This is a genomic window from Marinihelvus fidelis (genome assembly GCF_008725655.1).
Taxonomy (GTDB): Bacteria; Pseudomonadota; Gammaproteobacteria; order Xanthomonadales; family SZUA-36; genus Marinihelvus; species Marinihelvus fidelis.
The window spans coordinates 386,816-404,803 of record NZ_VYXP01000005.1 but is presented as its reverse complement, the minus strand read 5'-3'; the positions used below and the strand labels follow the sequence as shown (position 1 = coordinate 404,803).

Below are 17,988 nucleotides of genomic sequence, written 5' to 3'. Positions count from 1 at the left end.
TTTCATGCGTCTTGCTCCTTATCCAGGTCGAACGGCGCCGCCACGGCCCGCACGGTTTCTTCAGTCACCGGCCGGCTGAAACCGTCACCGATGGAGTCTTCAATTTCCCGGTTCGCGGCCCGGGTGACCTTCTGCAGGTACCCCATTGCCACGACCAGGTCACGTTCGGCCTGCGCCAGTTCGGCGGCCGATGGTTCTTTCGGGCCCAGCTGCGTGACCACCAGCATCACGGCCAGCGGCACCGCCGCCAGCCCCATGCCCATGGCCCACCGCGGGCCGAAGCTGGCCGGTTTCGCCAGCGCCTTCTGTTCGCGCGGCACCGCCTTCAGCTTGCGCCGCAGCGACCGCGGTGCCGGCTCGTCCGGCAGCGACGCCATCAGCTGGCGCAGCTCGTAGGCCTCGATGATGGCCTTCGCCAGCGCCGGGTCGCGCTCGGCCTCGGCCTTCAGCGCGGCGGCTTCGGCCTCGTCCAGTTCGCCGTCCACCAGCGCGTTGATCTGCAGTTCATATCGGTCCATGTCATTCATGGTCTGACCTCCGCCAGCTGCTCCCGCAGCTGCTTCCTGGCCCGGTGCAGGTAAACCTTCACCTGCGACAGGCTCAATTCCGTGGCCCGTGCCACTTCGTCGTAACTGTGCTGCTGGATATCCCTCAGGATCACCAGCGAGCGATACGGCTCCTTCAGGCCCTCGATGGCCTTCTTCAGCCACCGCCCCAGCTCACCGCGCTCGGCGCCGGCCGCCGGGCCCTGGTGTTCGACGACATGTTCGTCGGCCACCTCGTCCTCCGGCTTGCGCCGGCGCAGCCGGTCCAGGCAGGTGTTGCGCGTGACCTTCATCAGCCAGGGCTTCACCCGTTCCGGGTCGATGGCCTCGCGGTGGTTCCAGAGCTTGATGAAAGCGTCCTGCACCGCGTCCTCGGCCTCGGCCGCGTCCTTGAGCAGGTAGCGCGCCAGTGACCATGCCTGGTCCTGGTGCTCACGCACCCATTTCTGGTACTCCCTGCTCATCCTTACCGCGGCCTTTTATCTCGTGTTTGTCCGGCGTTCATGACTCTATACGCAGCAGCGCGCGTTTGGTTACAGATTTTCTTTCGCGGGCCGCCGAAATTTGTTGCCCCCATTGCCCTTGAAATGAATTGTCCACAGCCCCACGTGATGGTGCAGGTTGCTTACGCGTTGAAAAAGCGCGATGCAACACAGGTTCAGGCGGGCCCGGCGCGACCGGGTTCGCCGAGATTTCATTCAAAAACTTGTTTAGGGAGTTAACCCAGATGAACCTTCGTCCTTTACACGATCGCGTGATCGTCAAGCGCATGGAAGAAGAACGTGTCTCCGCCGGGGGCATCGTGATTCCCGACTCAGCCACCGAGAAGCCGGTCCGCGGCGAAGTGCTGGCCGTCGGCAACGGCAAGATCCTGGAGAGCGGCGAGAAGCGCCCGCTGGACATCCAGGCCGGCGACAAGGTGCTGTTCGGCAAATACGCCGGCACCGAGGTCAAGGTCGATGGCGAGGAACTGCTCGTCATGCGCGAAGAAGACGTCATGGCCGTGATCGAATCCTGATCACGACCCGTCAAACGAACATAGAACTTTCGAGGATTATGCAATGAGTGCAAAAGACGTACGTTTTGGTGAAGACGCGCGCAAGCAGATGCTGAAAGGCGTCAACACGCTTGCCAACGCGGTCAAGGTCACGCTGGGCCCGAAAGGCCGCAACGTGGTTCTGGACAAGAGCTTCGGCGCCCCGACCGTGACCAAGGACGGTGTGTCCGTGGCCAAGGAAATCGAGCTGGAGAACAAGTTCGAGAACATGGGCGCGCAGATGGTCAAGGAAGTCGCTTCCAAGACCTCTGACGTGGCCGGCGACGGCACCACCACCGCCACCGTGCTGGCCCAGTCCATGCTGACCGAAGGCCTGAAGGCCGTGGCCGCCGGCATGAACCCGATGGACCTGAAGCGTGGCCTGGACAAGGCCGTCATCGCCGCCGTGGAAAGCCTGAAGGGCCTGTCCACCCCGTGCACCGACAACAACGCCATCGCCCAGGTGGGCACCATCTCCGCCAACTCCGACACCGAAATCGGCAACATCATCGCCGAGGCCATGGAGAAAGTGGGCAAGGAAGGCGTCATCACCGTTGAAGACGGCTCCGGCCTGGAGAACGAGCTGGACGTCGTGGAAGGCATGCAGTTCGACCGCGGCTACCTGTCCCCGTACTTCATCAACAACCAGGACACCATGAGCGCCGAGCTGGATGACCCGTACATCCTGCTGCACGACAAGAAAATCAGCAACGTCCGTGACCTGCTGCCGACCCTGGAAGCGGTCGCCAAGTCCGGCAAGCCGCTGCTGATCATCGCCGAAGACATCGAAGGCGAAGCGCTGGCCACCCTGGTGGTGAACACCATCCGTGGCATCGTCAAGGTCGCGGCCGTCAAGGCCCCGGGCTTCGGCGACCGTCGTAAGGCCATGCTGGAAGACATCGCCATCCTGACCGGCGGCACCGTGATTTCCGAGGAAGTCGGCCTGTCACTGGAGAAGGCTTCCCTGAACGAGCTGGGTTCTGCCAAGAAGATCCAGATCACCAAGGAAAACACCACCATCATCGACGGCGCCGGTTCACACGAAGCCATCGAAGGTCGTGTCGGCCAGATCCGCGCGCAGATCGAAGAGTCTTCTTCGGACTACGACCGCGAGAAGCTGCAGGAACGCGTGGCCAAGCTGGCCGGCGGTGTGGCAGTGATCAAGGTTGGCGCCGCCACCGAGGTCGAAATGAAAGAGAAGAAGGCCCGCGTTGAAGACGCGCTGCACGCAACCCGTGCCGCCGTCGAAGAAGGCGTGGTCCCGGGCGGTGGTGTCGCGCTGATCCGCGCGCTGGCCGCACTCGAAGGCCTGAAGGGCGACAACGACGACCAGAACGTCGGCATCTCCATCGCGCGTCGCGCCATGGAAGAGCCGCTGCGCCAGATCGTCCGCAACGCCGGTGAAGAAGGCTCCGTGATCCTGAACAAGGTTCGCGAAGGCGACAGCAACTTCGGCTACAACGCCGGCACCGGCGAGTACACCGACATGATCGAAGCCGGCATCCTGGATCCGACCAAGGTGACCCGTTCTGCCCTGCAGCACGCGGCTTCCATCGCCGGCCTGATGATCACCACCGAAGCCATGATCGCGGAACTTCCGAAGGAAGACGCGCCGATGGGCGGTGGCGACATGGGCGGCATGGGCGGTATGGGTGGCATGGGCGGCATGATGTAAGCCAGCCCCTGGCAACCCCGGGGTCAGAGTCGCGACTCTGACCCCAGCGTTCCCAACGTTCAAAAAAAACCCCGCCCTCAAGGCGGGGTTTTTTTATGGCCAAGCTCCGCCCCATCCGGGGCCCGGNGGCGACATGGGCGGCATGGGCGGTTTGGGTGGCATGGGCGGCATGATGTAAGCCAGCCCCTGGCAACCCCGGGGTCAGAGTCGCGACTCTGACCCCAGCGTTCCCAACGTTCAAAAAAAACCCCGCCCTCAAGGCGGGGTTTTTTTATGGCCAAGCTCCGCCCCATCCGGGGCCCGGCAAACCGACCCCAATCCCGGTTCGCCGACCGGCGACGATGACGCCGCCGCCGAACTGCTGGCCGAACCGTCATCTTTCGAGCCGATGAACTTCAACACCCTGCTGTCGCCCGGTTACGGCGGGCGGTTCTACGACATGTGCGACCAGGGCATTATCGTGCTCCAGGTGATGCCGGCCAGGAACCAGCCTTCGCCGACGGCCCCGGGACCGCAGTCCGGCACGGATTTCCCGCGCGACGCCCCAGGCCATCAGCCCAAGCATCGCGGTCGTCACCAGCACGAAGTAGATGACGATCAGGGTCCGTGCCGGCACACCGGGCACCATGAATGGCAGGAACAGGGCGCTGACGCCAAAGCCGTAGGCCGCGTGTGACCACCAGGACCCGGAGGCATGTTTTCGGCATGGTTCGCGCCGCGTGGTGGTGTCGATGTTGGATTTCTGGTCTTCCATTGGGTTTCTCCTTGGCCCGCCGGCACCATCCGGGCGCGGCGGGCTTGCTGCAGACAGTCGCCTGTCCGGGTTCGTACCCGGAAAGACGGCTATCCGCCGGGGCAAACGCTCGCCCCGTGTTCATGACTGGGTTGTCTGTATTAAGCGAAGAAGGAGAATCGCGGCGGGGCGCGGATACCCGGTGTGACAGGCGTTCGGTTGGCCGGCGCCACGTCCGGAAAGGCCATGACGAGCACGGAGCGCGCGGAATCCGGCCCCTGCTGGTTAACGGTGTCGACGAGCGGGTCCGGGTCGGACTCCCACTCGGGCAGGTCGCCCCGCAACGGGCTGGCCCAGTTCGACTCAACCACGTGGGTGACGCCTGGCGCGCCTTTGCCAGCCAGCTCACCGGTGGCGTAAGGCTGCCCTGCCGCACCTGCCAGTTGCCCCACCCAGACGAGCGCGGCCAGCAGCAACGTGATGGCTGACCAACGCAGGTTGGAATGGGATGGGCTCATGGCACGACGTCCGTTAGGGCCGGGATGGCGGCTATGCAAATGTTGGAGCCGGACGCGGGCTAATTCAAGTCCGGCTGGCCTGTCACCCGGCCTGGATGGCCGTGATCGCCACGGTGTTGATGATGTCCTTGACCGTGGCGCCGCGTGACAGGTCATTCACGGGCCTGTTCAGGCCTTGCAGCACCGGCCCCACGGCCACGGCCCGGGCCGAGCGCTGCACGGCCTTGTAGGTGTTGTTGCCGGTGTTCAGGTCGGGGAAGATCAGCACCGTGGCCCGCCCGGCCACGGGCGAATCCGGCGCCTTCGAGCGGGCCACGTCCGGGTCGACGGCGGCGTCGTATTGCATCGGGCCGTCCACCACAAGTTCGGGGGCGCGTTCGCGCACCAGCCGCGTGGCCTCGCGCACCTTTTCGACGTCCTCGCCGCGACCGGACGTGCCGGTGGAGTACGAGAGCATGGCAATGCGCGGTTCGATGTTGAACTGGCTGGCGGTGGCCGCCGATGAGATCGCGATATCGGCCAGCTGGCTGGCGTCCGGGTCCGGGTTAATGGCGCAGTCGCCGTAGACCAGCACGCGGTCGGCCAGGCACATCAGGAATACCGACGACACCAGCGACACCCCCGGCGCGGTGCGAACCAGCTGCAACGCCGGCGTGATCGTGTGCGCGGTGGTGTGCGCGGCACCGGACACCATGCCGTCGGCCAGGCCTTCCAGGATCATCATGGTGCCGAAACAGCTGACGTCCTGGACGGCGTCCCAGGCGGCTTCCGGCGTGACACCCTTGTGGGCGCGCAGCGCCTGGTAGCGTTTTGCGAAGCGCTCGACCATCGCGGGATCGCCGGGCGAAACCACCCGCGCGGCGCTGATATCAACGCCCAGCTCACCCGCCTGGGAGCGGATGGCCGGCTCGTCACCCAGCAGGGTCAGGCGCACCACGCCGCGGGTCAGCAGCGTCGAGGCCGCACGCAGGATGCGGTCGTCATCGCCCTCGGGCAGCACGATGTGCCGGTCCAGCGCCCGCGCGCGCTCGAGCAGGTCGTATTCGAACATCAGCGGCGTCACCACGTCGGTGCGCGCCAGGTCCAGCAACGATTTCAGCGCCGCCGCGTCGACATGGGCGTCGAACAGTGCCACGGCGGTATCCACCTTGAGCTGGTTGTCGCGGGTAAGGCGGCCGCGCGTGGCCGAACAGCGCGACACGGTCTCGATGGTGCCATGCGGTGACAGGATGACTGGCAACGTCGCGCCCATGCCTTCGGCCAGCCGCAGCACGGCCGGGTCCGGCGCCAAGCCGCCGGTCAGGATAATGCCCGCGAGCGATGGGAAACCCTCCGACACATGCGCCGACACCAGCGCCAGCAGCACATCCGCACGGTCACCCGGCGTGATCACGACCGTACCTTCAGCTATTCGATCAAGCAGGTTGGGGATGGTCATGGCGCCGACGGTCAGCCCGCGGGTCTCACGGGCCAGCAGGGCCTGGTCGCCAGACAGCAACTCGCCGTCCACGGCCTGTGCCAGCTGGCGCAGTTCGGGCGCCGAGAGCAGCGGCTCTTCGGGCAGGATGCCGACGCAGTTCTGTCCGGCCAGCGCCGTGGCCACGGCGGCCTCCTGGCCGGGTGTGCAGCGGTTGACGAACACGGCCGCCGGGCGCGCATGCAACTGGCGCAACTCGTGGCTGGTCTGCTGCACCACCCGGGCGATCTCTTCGGCACTGCGGCCGTGGCCATGCACCACCAGGGCCACCGGCGAGCCCAGGTTGGCGGCGATACGGCCGTTGATCTCGAACTCGACCGCACCGGACACGTCGGTATAGTCCGTACCCACCACCAACACCGCGTCACAGCGCTCGGCGACGGCGTGGTAGCGGCTGACGATGGTCGCCAGCGCCGCTTCCGGGTCGTCGTGAACGTCCTGGTAGGTGACGCCGATGCAGTCCTCGTACGCCAGGTCGGTGCCGTCCTGGTCCAGCAGCAGGCTCAACACGTAGTCCGAGCCATCCTCGGCCCGGGCCACCGGCCGGTAAATGCCAACCCGGCCGACGGTGCGGCCCAGCAGGACAGTCAGGCCCAGCGCCACCGTGGACTTGCCGCTGGCGCCTTCCGGCGAGGTGATATACAGGCTGCGTGTCATGCGCTCATGGTGTCACAAACGACCCGGTGTCCTCCACGAAAGTCAGCGTCTGGCGGGCGATCTCGAACTCTTCACGCGTGGGAATCACGTAGACAACGATCTTTGAGCCGCTGGCATGGATGGCAAAACCGTTGTCTTGCGGCGCCGCGTTGCGCTTGGGGTCGACATGAATGCCCAGGGCGCAGAGCTCGGCGCAGATGCCGGCACGGATTTCCGGGTTGTTCTCGCCGATGCCCGCGGTAAACACCAGTGCGTCCACGCGGCCCAGCGCGGCGGCGTAGGCGCCGACCTGCTTGGCCGCCTGGTAACAGAACTTGCGCACGGCCAGTTCCGCGGCCTCGTCTCCACTGGCGCTGCGGCGCAGCACTTCGCGCATGTCGCCGGCGCCGCACAGGCCCTTCAGGCCGCTTTCGCGGTTGAGCAACGCCGACAGGTCGTCGGCCGAGTAGCCCGCGCTCGTGGCGAGGTGCAACAGCACACCCGGGTCGATGTCGCCGGGGCGCGTGCCCATGACCAGGCCGGCCAGGGGTGTCATGCCCATCGACGTGTCGATGCTGCGGCCGCCACGCACTGCACAGGCGCTGGCGCCGTTGCCCAGGTGCAGGCTCACCAGGTTCACCTGGTCCACCGGGCAGCCCAGCCGCCGGGCCGTCTCGCCGGTCACGTACTGGTGCGAGGTGCCGTGAAAGCCGTACCGGCGCACACCATGCTCGCGGTAGACCGCTTCGGGCACCGCGTAACGGTAGGCATGGGCCGGCATGGTGGCGTGGAATGCCGTGTCGAAAACGGCGACGTGCGGGATACCCGGAAAGGCGTGGCGCGCGACTTCGATGCCGTCGGCATTGGCCGGGTTGTGCAGCGGCGCCAGTGACGCCAGGTCACGAATCGTCTGCAGGGCATCGTCGTTGACGCGGGTGGGCGCGGTGAACGCCTCGCCGCCGTGCACCACCCGGTGGCCCACGGCGACCAGGTCGTTGCCATCGATGCCCGCCTTGCCAAGCTCATCGACGATCAGCGCCAGCGCCTGGCGGTGGTTGCCGGCCTCGCCACCGGGCTCGCCGATGCGCTCGACCTGGCCACGCGCACGCTCGGACAGGTCACCGGCGTCAAACACCACGTACTTGATCGACGAGCTGCCGGCGTTGAGCACCAGCACGTGGTGCGCCGGGGTCGATGCGGCCATCTGTTTTCCCACTGGATCAACAACGGCCTTCACTCTAGCATCAATCGTTTACACGCTTGATGACGGTTCGGGGTCTAAAACCATGGCCGCAATGACCGTATCGAACTGCGGCCGTGCGGCGCGAGTGACCTGGCATCGCCCCCTGTCCCGGTCAGTCAGCCAGGCATTCCCCGGGCACCAGCTTCTGCACTTCAACCTCAAATGCATCGAACGACGTGAGTTCCGGTTTTGGTGACACCGTGGCCATCGCCGTGTTGCAGTCCGAGTAGTCGAGCGTGATCGACCCCCAGGGAATACGCACGACATCGCCCGGATCGAAGTCCGGCCCGAAATCGGCACCCTCCGTGATGACCAGGTCATCGAAGGCAATGCGGTCACCTTCACGGATACCCGTGCCGATCAGCCAGGCTTGCCGGCCGTCGAGGTAGGTGTACCACGTGATGACCTCGATGCCGGTTTCGCCCAGCACGGTCACCTGGAACCCTTCGCCGTCGCGGGCCGCGTTGTAGTAGGTGCCTGACAGCAGGGGACGCAGGTCGTCATCGGCCGGCGGGTCATCCGGCGGGCCGACGTCCGGCCCATTGCCGATGGGGCCGCTGGTAGTGACGGGCCCAATTCGCACCAGGCCGTTGAAGGACTCCTCGAAGGCCACGCTCATGGCGACGACCGTCACTGTGGTGAAATCAAACGGCGCGGTGGGGTTTGAGAAGTTGAAAAACTGCTCGATGGGCAGCGAGTAGACACCCGGCCCCGGATTCTCCAGGAACGCCACGGCGCCGTTGGTTTCCTCGCCGGAAATCACGTCACTGAGAGATACCGAGCCATTGATCAGGATCACGGCGACGATGGCGCCCGCCGCCGCTTCCAGGATTTCAAACTCCACGGCGCCGGCTTCCGTGAAGTCGAACGAGTCGCCTTCCTCATCTCCAGGCCAGCCGACGGTGCAGCCACCGCCGAAGCTTGTGGCTGTCAGGTCACACTCGAAGACGCCCCCGACGATCGATGTTGTGGCCCGGTCGCTTGCGGGCGCCTCTTCATCGACCACCGGCACCAGCACACGAAAGCCGCCCAGCACCCCGGCGGCAAACATGGTGGCCTCTTCTTCGGTCGGCTCTTCGCCGGGACCAACGGTAATCGGGCCCATGGGCACGGTGAAGTCGTCCACGGTATCGGCCAGCGCGGGTAATGTGGCGGCCACAAGGAACACGGCCAGGGCATAGCGTATCAGTGTCATGGTGCACCTCCGGCGATATACGGGAACTGAACATCTGCGGACATCGCGTCAATGGTTCGGAAACTGGACCGTGTGTTGCGGTCGATGTCGTCCGGGTCTTCGTAGACGCTGCGGATCTCGTAGCGCTCAAGGATCATGACGTGGTTCCTGTTTCGTTACCGTTCAGTTCCTGTGGGATCTAACGGAAAAAGAAATGTAACTCCGCCAAAACCGGTTCAGGTGTCCAGTTTCTTCAGTGTGGCCTTGAAACGCAGGTCGACGGGCAGGCTGTCATTCATGTTTTCCTCCCCGTCGATGGTTTCATGGCGATTGATCTCACCGCTGGCCGTGCCGCTGACAAGCACGTCATCACCATTCTCCTCAAACGTGTCGAACACAACGGTCACCGCGCCATCAAAGAACCGCCCTCCGGAGCACCCGGTCAACAAACCGGCCAGAATCAGTAAAAGTAGTCGAAAAGGGCGCTGCAACATGGACTCGTCTCCCGTGCGGGACGCCGGCCGGTAGGGCCGGACATTTCCGGTTCACATGGGATAACGACAAATCCAGGATAGATTCGCCGGAGACGGGATCTACGTCGCCCCGGCGTTTCGCCAGCTGTCGATCAGCCGCAGTACGTCGTCGCGCTGGCTGAGCGCCAGCAGGACAAGCAGGTCGCCCGGGCGGGCATCGTCCAGCACGGCGCGTACCGATGACACCGGGTCGGCGAAAATGTCGATCGCGGCGGGCGCCAGGCCCGCGGCCACCGCGAACCCGCGGATCAGCGCCGGTATGGCCCCCGGCGCGCGACCACGCTCGTAGCCGGGCAGGTCGCAGGTGACCAGGCGGTCGGGGTGCATCTCCAGCGCGGCGTTCACCATGTCACGGATATCCCGGTCCGCGCGATCGCCGGCCTGTGACATCAGCAACACCCGCCGTTGCGCCTGCATCGCCGCCACCATCCGCGCCAGGGCGCGCATGCCGTGCTCGTTGTGGGCGAAGTCGACCAGGATGCGCACGCCGCGCGCTTCGAAGCAGTTGCTGCGTCCGGGGTTGTCCTGCGCGTCACCGCGAAAGGCCGCCAGGCCGGTGCGAATCGCGTCATCATCCACGCCCAGCGCCTGGCAGAGCAGCATCGCGCCCAGCGCATTCTGTATGTTGTGACGTGCCGCACCGCCCAGGGTCGCGGGGATCTCATCCGCAGCGATGATGCGGCGTTTAGCCTCGCCTTCCGCCAGCACCAGCCAGCCGTCTTCCAGCACGGCAGCGCGTCCACCCGCTTCACGGTGCGCACGCAGCAGCGGATGGCCGGGGTCGAGGGAGAACCATGCCAGCGGCTGGTCCAGCCCGGCGGCGAAACCGACGCAACCGGCATCGTCGGCATTGAGGATCAGCGGCGCAGCACCGTGCAGGGCGCGGCGGACGATGAACTTGGCCTCGACCAGTTCAGGGACGGTGTTGATGCCGTAGTCGCCAAGGTGATCCGCGGCCACGTTGGTAACCAGCGCCGCGGAAGCCCGGTCGACGCCCAGTCCGCGGCGCAACAGGCCGCCGCGCGCGGTTTCCAGGACCGCGACCTCGGTGTCCGCATGCCGCAGCAAGGTGCGTGCGCCACCGGTACCGGAGTAATCGCCGCGGTCGAGAATCGTCTGGCCAACACGAATCCAGTCGGTGGAGGTCAGGCCGGCGCGCAGGCCGGCCGCGGCGAGAATGGCGGCGGACATGCGCACGGTGGTGGATTTGCCGTTGGTGCCGGTGACCAGCGCGACCGGGATGGCGCCGGCCCGGTTCCAGTCGACGTGTTCGGGGCTGGGCAGCTGGTCCGGCGGCCAGGTCTTTGCGCCGGCGCCGTGCCCCACCGAAACCGCGTCGTCGTCCCACAGGAAGGGCACACCATGCCGGGCGGCCGTCGCCTGCAACGCCAGCAGCGCCGGGTTGGCCTCCTCGGCGAACAGCCCGGCCAGCCGTGCGGCCTCGGCGGAAAAATCCGCCGCCCCCTTGCCGCCAAGCGTAGCCCGCGCGGCGCCGAAGGCCACCTCGTTGAGTTCGCACATGCTGTACAGCGCGTCGATGGGTGCGCTCACCAGCAGGCTGGCGCCGCCGTCGAAGGTCCGGTGAGTGAGTTGTTCATCGCCACGGCCCGTGGCTTTGAGCAGCCTGGTCACGGCGTCTTGCCAGGCCGCGATGAAGGCCGATGGATCGCCGCCGCAGGCCATGTCGATGATGGCGGCGGGCCGATCCCAGAACAGGTTGGCGCCGGTCAGGCGCCGGCTGTCGGTCAGTTCCGGCAACGCGGGCTCAGTCACCATCCTCGGTGTCCTGGCGGGCGATTCTCACACCGCGCTCGTCGCGAATCAGTTCCTCGCCATGTTCCAGGCGGAACGCACCCGGGTCCTCCTCGATATAACTCTGCCCCTGGCGCGCATCGTCATCCGATCCCTTGCCGCTGTCGAAATTGATCACCTGCTTCCAGGTGTGGGTGATGTTGTCACCGAAGATCACCAGCAGGTCACCCTCGCGGGCCAGCTCCAGCGCCGCGGCAACGGCGGCGGGTTCATCGGGGATGACCTCCACGGCCCCGGCATCCACGCCGCGCTCCAGCAGCCGGGCGCGCATCATCTGCGGCACCTCGTCCTCGCCGCGGCCACGACGGTTGTCGTCGGCCTTGCAGATGAAATGATCAAAGTGGTCGGCCACCTCGTCGGCGATGGCCAGGACATCCTCGTCGCGGCGGTCGCCGGGTGCGCTGATCACCACGATACGCTGGCCGGCCACTTCCAGGCGGTCGACCAGTTGGCAGACGGCACGCATCGCGGCCGGATTATGGCCATAGTCGAGGATCACCTTGAACGGGTGTTCGTCGTACACGTTCATGCGCCCCGGCGCCTGGAAGAACGTGGTGTTGAACGTCCGCAGGCCGTGGCGGATGTCCTCCAGCGACTTGCCCAGGCCATGCGCCAGCGCGGCAGCGAACATGGCGTTCTGCACGTTGTGCGTGGCCTTGCCTTCCAGGGTGGCGGGGATCAGGTAGGTCCACAGCAACCGGAAATGCGCCCCGTTGTCGTACAGCGTGATCATGTCGCCGTTGATGCCCTGCTCCAGCACCACCGCGCGACCGCCCGAGCGCACGTGCTCGCGCACCAGCGCGTGCGCCGGGTTCATCGTGACGTAGCACAGGTGTTCGGCCTCGCAGTAATCGGCCATGTGCAGGCACAGATCGTCATCAGCGTTCAGCACCGCGGTGTCTTGCGCCACTTCCACCACCACGCGCTTGATCTCGGCCAGCTGCTCCAGGGTATCGATACCCTTCAGCCCCAGGTGGTCCGAAGACACGTTGAGGCAGGCGGCGACCGTGCTGTGCCGATAGCCCATGCCGGCGCGCAGCAGGCCGCCGCGCGCGGTTTCCATCACCGCGATATCCACGCCCGGGTCACGCAGGACGATCTGCGCCGACTGCGGGCCGGTCATGTCGCCCTTCACCGACAGGCGGCCGTCGATATACACGCCATCGGTCGAGGTCATGCCCACCACGTGCCCGGCCGACTTGAGAATATGCGCCAGCATGCGCGACGTCGTGGTCTTGCCGTTGGTGCCGGTTATGCCCGCGATTGGTATACGATGCGGGGTGTCCGACGGGAACAGCATGTCGATGACCTTGCCCGCGACATCGCGCGGCTCGCCTTCCGACGGGGCGACATGCATGCGGAAACCGGGCGCGGCATTGACCTCGACGATGGCACCACCGATCGATTTCCAGCTGCGCGAAATGTCCTGCGTCAGGAAGTCCACGCCGCCAACATCCAGCCCCACCGCCCGAACGGCGCGTTCGGCCATTTCCCGGTTGTCCGGGTGCACCACGTCGGTCATGTCGATGGCGGTGCCGCCGGTGGACAGGTTGGCAGTGGAGCGCAGGTAGAATATCTCGCCCTGCGGCAACACGGTTTCGGCGTCGTAACCGGCCTTGGCCAGCAGGCGTTCGGCCTGGTGGTCGAGCTCCAGGCGGGTCAGCACCTTCTCATGGCCGATGCCGCGCCTGGGGTCCAGGTTGACCTCGTCGACCAGCTGGCTGATGGTCTGCCGGCCGTCGCCGACCACGTGGCCGGGCACCCGCTTGGCCACGGCCACGAGTTCGCCGTTGACCACCAGCATGCGATGGTCGAAACCTTCGATGAAGGACTCCACCAGCACGCTGCGCCCGCGCGCGGACTCCAGCGCCTTTTCGTAGGCGACGCGCACCTGGTCGTCATCCACCAGGTTGATGGACACACCGCGGCCGTGATTGGCGTCGAGCGGTTTGACCACCACCGGAAAACCGATTCGGTTCGCCGCGGCCAGCGCCCGCCGCTCGCGGGTCACCACGATCTGCCGCGGCACCGGCAGGCCCAGGTCCCGGAGCAGCGTATGGGTTTCTTCCTTGTCGCAGGAAATCTCAACCGCGATATGCGGCGTCTTCGACGTAATGGTGGCCTGGATGCGCTGCTGGTACTTGCCGTGGCCGAACTGCACCAGCGAGTACTCGTTGAGCCGCAGCCAGGGAATATCGCGCTCCTCGGCGGCACGCACCAGCGAAGCGGTGCTTGGGCCGAGCTCCTTCCGCTGCGCAAAGCGGATGAAGTCGTCACGCTCTTCGTCGAAGTCGAAATCGCCGTCAACATAATCGGACAGCGCCTCCCGCAGGTCGGCCGGCAGCAGGCTGAGCAGCAACTGGCGCGCGATCCGCGCCGCCTCCAGGCCCACGTCACGCTGGTGGTACTCGAAGACCATGTTGTACTGGCCGCTGTCCACGTCGCCGATGCTGCGGGTGCGCCCGAAGGACACATCCGAGCCGGCCATGTTCTGCAACTCGATGGTGGCGTGTTCCCAGGTATGGGCCATCCAGGTGCCGTCGTCCTCGCGCAGCCGGCGCAGGAAACCTCCGGGCTCGCCATAGGAGCAGCCGTGGCCGGCCAGCCCGGGCAATGCGTCGACCAGGGCGTCGATAAACGCCGGGCCCAGCTTCGCCGATGGCCACTGTTCCAGCACGCCGATGTCGACCTGGTGACGGATCACCGGGAAGTGCGCGTACTGGTTGGGGCCCACGTAAACGTTGGTGGCGAGGATTTTCATGCGCGGGCCATTGTTGCCAGGGGGGCTGAAATGTTACCCGTGTTACCAGGGACGTGAAAGGGAGGCTGACCCGTCACCCGTCACCCGTCACCCGTCACCCGTCACCCGTCACCAAAGCTTCCCGCTTCTCCAGGTCATAGCGCGCGCCTTCCGCCAGCACGTGCAGCCGCAGGTCGGTCAGGGTCACTGCCTGGGCCTTGCGCACCCGGCTCATGGACGAATGCCGCAATCCGGAAGGGTCGATCACCGTGACCGTGCCGCGCCCCACCACTTCAAACACGCCATCGGCATTGATGAACGCGGCGGTGTTCTCGTCGATGCCCAGGCCACAGATGAAGGGGTTGAACGACAGCGCCGACAACAGCCGGCCCATGCGACCACGCTGGCTGAAATGCTGGTCGACGATGGCGCGGTTGGTCAGGCCCAGGCCGGGCGCGAGCTCGACGCCGGATTCGCGCGGAGAAGGCCCGCTTCGACCGCCGGCGATCATGTGCTCGGACATGATGGCCGCACCCGCGGAGGTGCCGGCGACCGGCACGCCCTCGGCATGACGCCGGCGAATGGCGCGCGCCACCGGCGTGCCGCCCAGGATGGTGGACAGGCGAAGCTGGTTACCGCCGGTCATGAAAATGCCGGTGGCCACATCCAGCTTGGCCACGATCTGTTCTTCGAAACACTGCTCGCGCGTCTCGACCGGCATGCACAGGGCCCGGGCATCCATTTCCTCGAACAATTCAACGTAGGCCGGGCCGGTCTCGTCCAGCTGCGATGCGGTGGGGATGACCAGGATCTTTGCCGCCTCGCCGCCACACAGCGCCACGAAGCGTTTGAGTATGACGCTGTCCTTGCGTTTACCCTCGGCGCCGCCGATGGGGATCAGCCAGCCGCGCTGGCCGGATTCTTGGGGTACTGACGGCATAAGCGGTCTATCCTTCGAAAGTTCCAGTCACAAGGGCGCGGCCATCGCGCACCATCCAGCGCCCGCGCGCCATTACGTGGCAGGGGCGATGCCGGGTATCCAGCACCACCAGGTCCGCATCCATGCCCGCGGCGATGCGACCCTTGCGCGGCAGGCGCAGCAGCTCGGCGACATTGCGGGTCAGGCAGGGCAGCACCGCGGCCAGTTCGTGACCGCGACCCAGCAGCTCTGCCAGGGTGTCGGTGAGCCCGGCCGAAGTGGCGAAATCCATGCGCAGCATGCTGCCCTGGTTGTCGAACACCGGCAGGCAGCCGCCACCATCGGAGCTGACCGTCAGGCGCCCGGCCGGTGCGCCGCTTTCATGGAAGCGTTCCCAGGCATCCGCTCCCGACCAGGCGTCCTCGTCCGGGCCCACCGGGAACGCGGTGACATCCACCGTGCTGCCGCCGGGCGCCAGCTCACAGGCCTCTTCGAACAGCGCCTTGCGCCGGTTGACGTGGGTCGGGTGAAACATCCGTGGCGGCAGCTCGGTTTCGGCCAGCAGGCGACGCACCGGCTCCAGGCCACGCGGCCCGTCGCCCAGGTGCAGGTGCATGACCCCGGCCTTGCGGCTGAGCAGGCCCGCCACGTGGACTTCGGACGCCAGCCTCGCCAGTTCGTCGTGCGTTGGCTGGCTGGAGCGATGGTCTGAGATGGCGATTTCACCGAGGCCGATGACCGGCCCCAGGCTGACGATGTCGCGGCGCACACTGCCCGTCAGCGTGGTCGCCGGCAGGTGATAGCCGCCGGTCCAGCACCAGGCCGACAGGCCCTCTTCGCGCAGCGCGCGTGTACGCGCCAGCAGGCTGGCGGTTGAACGGGTTTCATCGTCAGTGCCCAGCAGGCCGACCACGCTGGTGACGCCGTGCGCCGTGTAAGCACTGAGCGGTACCGGCATGGCCTGGGTGGAAAACCCGTCCTCGCCGCCACCGCCGGTGACATGCACATGGGCGTCGACCAGGCCGGGCACCAGCGGCGCGCCCTGCAGGTCGAGCCGCTCGGCCAGCAGCCGGGCGTCGACGTCAATCCGCTCGCGGTCCACGTGAAGCACGCGCCCAGCCCCGACCAGCAGGTGGCAGATGCCACGCGCTTCGGGCGCATACAGGTCGGCGTTCTCGATCAGGCTGAGCATTGGGGGGTATCGCAGCGGGCTGGTAAGCAAGGCGCAGATTTTAAGGCATATGACCGGCCAATTGTGAGACCGGCATCACGCGCCCCGGCGTCAATCGATGACGAGGCGGTAAGCCGCCACGGTGTTCTCCCAGAAGCCGGGGAAAAAGGCGATGCGGTTGACGGGGTCATAGCCCATGTCGGCGGCCACGATCGTGCCGGACTCGTCGTCCAGCAGGGTGACCTCGCCGTCCCGGGTCACGTGGAAGACCGGACCCTTCCAGCACGACACCAGCCACGAATCGGCGTCGATGCGTTCCACGCCGTCCACGCGGCCTTCAATGCCGCTGGCCAGCGTCGTGTACGCACCATCGTCACCAACCAGGTGCAGGCCGCCGTCGGCCACGAAGAACAGTTCGCCATCGCTGTAAAGCACGCCGTTCAGGGCCGTCAGGCCGTCGACGAGGGTGGTGAACTCGCCATCGGCCAGTTCGTGTACCAGGCCTTTCTTCGAATCGGTGACGTACAGCACACCGTCCTCGCCCAGGCTGATGTCATTGATATTGCCGGCGTCCGGCACCGGCAGCCGGTCGATGATGGCGCCTTTTTCGATGTCGATGGTCACCACGGCGTCGTTATCGGTAACGTACAGGCGGTCACCGGCCAGGGCCATGCCCTTGGGCCCGTTCAGGCCGTCGACCCAGTCCACTTCGATGATGTTGCCGTCCAGGTCCAGGCGGCCGATTGAACCCACACCGTCGTTCTCCCAGGGCTGGGTGCCATCGATATTGGACACGTAGAGCACTTTGCGAGCCGCGTCGTAAAGCACCGACTCCGGCACTTTCAGCGTGGCCTCGGTCTGCCAGAGCTTCTCCAGGCGGGGCTCGGCAGCGGCCAGCGGCGTTGCTAGCACGGTGGCGGCCAGGACGATAAAACGCCATTCAGACATGGTTACGTTTCTCTTGGTAGTTGGAGTTGAGCGAACAACATTCTCAGGCCGCGACTTCGATCTCCACGGCGGAGGTTGTCGGCACGGGTACAGGATCGCCATCCTCCCGCATCAACGCGATATGGTCTGGAATTGCGCTTGAGAGGAGTAGCAACACTTCTTCCCGCGTAGCGCCTGCGGCGACAACGACGGGTAAATCAGGAACATAGCCACTGAATCCGGCACCTGACTTTTCAATGATCACCGTATATTTCATATCACAAGTCTAGCGCAGACCCGCCTGCTTAAGGATATGCAGGTAAGTCCCGACGCTCAATTCCGCGCTTGGCTTGCCCGCCACGGTGACCTTGCCATTTTTTACAGGATGTTTGAACTGCCGATGACTGCCTGTCGTTTTTACGTGAATCCATCCATCATGTTGAAGCATCTTCAGAACCACTCGCACTTTCATTCTGAAAATGGTGCGGCCAAAAGTTGTTGTCAAACTATCGCAATAGTTCTCCTGTACATGTAGGAAATGCGAGGCAGAAGCCGGGTTCGCCGTATTTCATTGAATTGGAACTGCCGCTTAAGTTGGATTAGATTAGATGGCGAAGGCGGTGAATCAAGGGCGATTCGCCAGGTCACTAAAACCCGGAGGCCCGCGCACCCATGAGTGAGCAACCCACAGCGCCACCCGAAATACCCACAAAGCGCAGCGAGCGCCGCGTCTTCCTGTTCATCACCGTCTTCCTGTTCCCGGTGCTGTCGGTGATGATCGTCGGCGGCTACGGGTTCATCATCTGGATGCTGCAGCTGATCTTTGGCCCGCCTGGGTCACACGGCTGA

At 65.5% G+C, this 17,988-nt stretch carries 19 protein-coding genes; 3 read left to right on the top strand and 16 right to left on the bottom strand.

All coding sequences use genetic code 11. The features are described from left to right. Positions 1-2 precede the first annotated feature (2 nt). Positions 3-527: a hypothetical protein gene (locus tag F3N42_RS09750; protein WP_150864238.1), complete on the bottom strand. Its 525-nt coding sequence runs from the start codon at positions 525-527 to the stop codon at positions 3-5. Then, positions 524-1,009: an RNA polymerase sigma factor gene (locus F3N42_RS09745; RefSeq protein ID WP_150864237.1), complete on the bottom strand. Its 486-nt coding sequence runs from the start codon at positions 1,007-1,009 to the stop codon at positions 524-526. The genes F3N42_RS09750 and F3N42_RS09745 overlap by 4 nt, the downstream gene beginning before the upstream one ends. 263 nt (positions 1,010-1,272) lie before the next feature. Between F3N42_RS09745 and groES the strand changes: the two genes are divergently transcribed. Further along, positions 1,273-1,563 carry a co-chaperone GroES gene (groES, locus tag F3N42_RS09740; protein ID WP_150864236.1) on the top strand — a complete coding sequence of 97 codons (291 nt, stop codon included), beginning with the start codon at positions 1,273-1,275 and terminating at the stop codon, positions 1,561-1,563. A gap of 43 nt (positions 1,564-1,606) precedes the next feature. Beyond that, positions 1,607-3,256: a chaperonin GroEL gene (gene groL / locus F3N42_RS09735; RefSeq protein WP_150864235.1), complete on the top strand. Its 1,650-nt coding sequence runs from the start codon at positions 1,607-1,609 to the stop codon at positions 3,254-3,256. A gap of 373 nt (positions 3,257-3,629) precedes the next feature. Here the strand turns inward: groL and F3N42_RS09730 are convergent, their stop codons facing one another. The 14 genes from F3N42_RS09730 to F3N42_RS09675 form a co-directional block, all read right to left on the bottom strand. Then, positions 3,630-4,010 (bottom strand): hypothetical protein, encoded by a 381-nt coding sequence (locus F3N42_RS09730; RefSeq protein ID WP_150864234.1) that lies wholly within the window; start codon positions 4,008-4,010, stop codon positions 3,630-3,632. Between the two features lie 140 nt (positions 4,011-4,150). Further along, positions 4,151-4,507, bottom strand: coding sequence for a hypothetical protein (locus F3N42_RS09725; RefSeq protein ID WP_150864233.1), 357 nt, complete (start codon positions 4,505-4,507; stop codon positions 4,151-4,153). A gap of 82 nt (positions 4,508-4,589) precedes the next feature. Then, the gene (pta, locus tag F3N42_RS09720) at positions 4,590-6,641 is read right to left on the bottom strand and encodes a phosphate acetyltransferase (RefSeq protein WP_150864232.1); all 2,052 of its coding nucleotides are present in this window, start codon (positions 6,639-6,641) and stop codon (positions 4,590-4,592) included. 4 nt (positions 6,642-6,645) lie between these two features. Next, positions 6,646-7,824, bottom strand: a complete 1,179-nt coding sequence (locus tag F3N42_RS09715) for an acetate/propionate family kinase (RefSeq protein ID WP_150864231.1) — start codon at positions 7,822-7,824, stop codon at positions 6,646-6,648. 151 nt (positions 7,825-7,975) lie between these two features. Next, positions 7,976-9,058, bottom strand: coding sequence for a hypothetical protein (locus tag F3N42_RS09710; protein ID WP_150864230.1), 1,083 nt, complete (start codon positions 9,056-9,058; stop codon positions 7,976-7,978). Further along, entirely contained in the window at positions 9,055-9,195 is a 141-nt protein-coding gene (locus F3N42_RS15620) for a hypothetical protein (RefSeq protein ID WP_191621341.1), read from the bottom strand. Before F3N42_RS15620 ends, F3N42_RS09710 begins: the two co-directional genes overlap by 4 nt. A 78-nt stretch (positions 9,196-9,273) precedes the next feature. After that, the gene (locus tag F3N42_RS15615; RefSeq protein ID WP_191621340.1) at positions 9,274-9,435 is read right to left on the bottom strand and encodes a hypothetical protein; all 162 of its coding nucleotides are present in this window, start codon (positions 9,433-9,435) and stop codon (positions 9,274-9,276) included. Positions 9,436-9,630: 195 nt separating this feature from the next. Further along, positions 9,631-11,346 (bottom strand): Mur ligase family protein, encoded by a 1,716-nt coding sequence (locus F3N42_RS09705; protein ID WP_150864229.1) that lies wholly within the window; start codon positions 11,344-11,346, stop codon positions 9,631-9,633. After that, complete coding sequence (cphA, locus tag F3N42_RS09700) at positions 11,336-14,143, bottom strand: cyanophycin synthetase (RefSeq protein WP_150864228.1); 2,808 nt, start codon at positions 14,141-14,143, stop codon at positions 11,336-11,338. Before cphA ends, F3N42_RS09705 begins: the two co-directional genes overlap by 11 nt. 94 nt (positions 14,144-14,237) lie before the next feature. Continuing rightward, on the bottom strand, positions 14,238-15,062 hold the full coding sequence (locus F3N42_RS09695) for a cyanophycinase (protein ID WP_150864227.1): 825 nt from the start codon (positions 15,060-15,062) through the stop codon (positions 14,238-14,240). Positions 15,063-15,069: 7 nt separating this feature from the next. Beyond that, positions 15,070-16,233, bottom strand: coding sequence for a beta-aspartyl-peptidase (iadA, locus tag F3N42_RS09690; protein ID WP_150864226.1), 1,164 nt, complete (start codon positions 16,231-16,233; stop codon positions 15,070-15,072). 90 nt (positions 16,234-16,323) lie between these two features. After that, the gene (locus F3N42_RS09685; protein ID WP_150864225.1) at positions 16,324-17,160 is read right to left on the bottom strand and encodes an SMP-30/gluconolactonase/LRE family protein; all 837 of its coding nucleotides are present in this window, start codon (positions 17,158-17,160) and stop codon (positions 16,324-16,326) included. Positions 17,161-17,203: 43 nt separating this feature from the next. Continuing rightward, on the bottom strand, positions 17,204-17,416 hold the full coding sequence (locus F3N42_RS09680) for a type II toxin-antitoxin system HicB family antitoxin (protein WP_150864224.1): 213 nt from the start codon (positions 17,414-17,416) through the stop codon (positions 17,204-17,206). A gap of 9 nt (positions 17,417-17,425) precedes the next feature. Continuing rightward, positions 17,426-17,587, bottom strand: a complete 162-nt coding sequence (locus F3N42_RS09675) for a type II toxin-antitoxin system HicA family toxin (protein ID WP_318190952.1) — start codon at positions 17,585-17,587, stop codon at positions 17,426-17,428. Between the two features lie 224 nt (positions 17,588-17,811). Between F3N42_RS09675 and napE the strand changes: the two genes are divergently transcribed. After that, a complete protein-coding gene (gene napE, locus F3N42_RS09670; protein ID WP_150864223.1) occupies positions 17,812-17,988 on the top strand; it encodes a periplasmic nitrate reductase, NapE protein in 177 nt (58 codons plus the stop codon).

Bases quoted from the DNA above. Each gene is read 5' to 3' on its own strand.
- F3N42_RS09750 (WP_150864238.1), bottom strand. From the start codon at position 527: ATGAATGACATGGACCGATATGAACTGCAGATCAACGCGCTGGTGGAC.
- F3N42_RS09745 (WP_150864237.1), bottom strand. From the start codon at position 1,009: ATGAGCAGGGAGTACCAGAAATGGGTGCGTGAGCACCAGGACCAGGCA.
- groES (WP_150864236.1), top strand. From the start codon at position 1,273: ATGAACCTTCGTCCTTTACACGATCGCGTGATCGTCAAGCGCATGGAA.
- groL (WP_150864235.1), top strand. From the start codon at position 1,607: ATGAGTGCAAAAGACGTACGTTTTGGTGAAGACGCGCGCAAGCAGATG.
- F3N42_RS09730 (WP_150864234.1), bottom strand. From the start codon at position 4,010: ATGGAAGACCAGAAATCCAACATCGACACCACCACGCGGCGCGAACCA.
- F3N42_RS09725 (WP_150864233.1), bottom strand. From the start codon at position 4,507: ATGAGCCCATCCCATTCCAACCTGCGTTGGTCAGCCATCACGTTGCTG.
- pta (WP_150864232.1), bottom strand. From the start codon at position 6,641: ATGACACGCAGCCTGTATATCACCTCGCCGGAAGGCGCCAGCGGCAAG.
- F3N42_RS09715 (WP_150864231.1), bottom strand. From the start codon at position 7,824: ATGGCCGCATCGACCCCGGCGCACCACGTGCTGGTGCTCAACGCCGGC.
- F3N42_RS09710 (WP_150864230.1), bottom strand. From the start codon at position 9,058: ATGACACTGATACGCTATGCCCTGGCCGTGTTCCTTGTGGCCGCCACA.
- F3N42_RS15620 (WP_191621341.1), bottom strand. From the start codon at position 9,195: ATGATCCTTGAGCGCTACGAGATCCGCAGCGTCTACGAAGACCCGGAC.
- F3N42_RS09705 (WP_150864229.1), bottom strand. From the start codon at position 11,346: ATGGTGACTGAGCCCGCGTTGCCGGAACTGACCGACAGCCGGCGCCTG.
- cphA (WP_150864228.1), bottom strand. From the start codon at position 14,143: ATGAAAATCCTCGCCACCAACGTTTACGTGGGCCCCAACCAGTACGCG.
- F3N42_RS09695 (WP_150864227.1), bottom strand. From the start codon at position 15,062: ATGCCGTCAGTACCCCAAGAATCCGGCCAGCGCGGCTGGCTGATCCCC.
- iadA (WP_150864226.1), bottom strand. From the start codon at position 16,233: ATGCTCAGCCTGATCGAGAACGCCGACCTGTATGCGCCCGAAGCGCGT.
- F3N42_RS09685 (WP_150864225.1), bottom strand. From the start codon at position 17,160: ATGTCTGAATGGCGTTTTATCGTCCTGGCCGCCACCGTGCTAGCAACG.
- F3N42_RS09680 (WP_150864224.1), bottom strand. From the start codon at position 17,416: ATGAAATATACGGTGATCATTGAAAAGTCAGGTGCCGGATTCAGTGGC.
- F3N42_RS09675 (WP_318190952.1), bottom strand. From the start codon at position 17,587: ATGCTTCAACATGATGGATGGATTCACGTAAAAACGACAGGCAGTCAT.
- napE (WP_150864223.1), top strand. From the start codon at position 17,812: ATGAGTGAGCAACCCACAGCGCCACCCGAAATACCCACAAAGCGCAGC.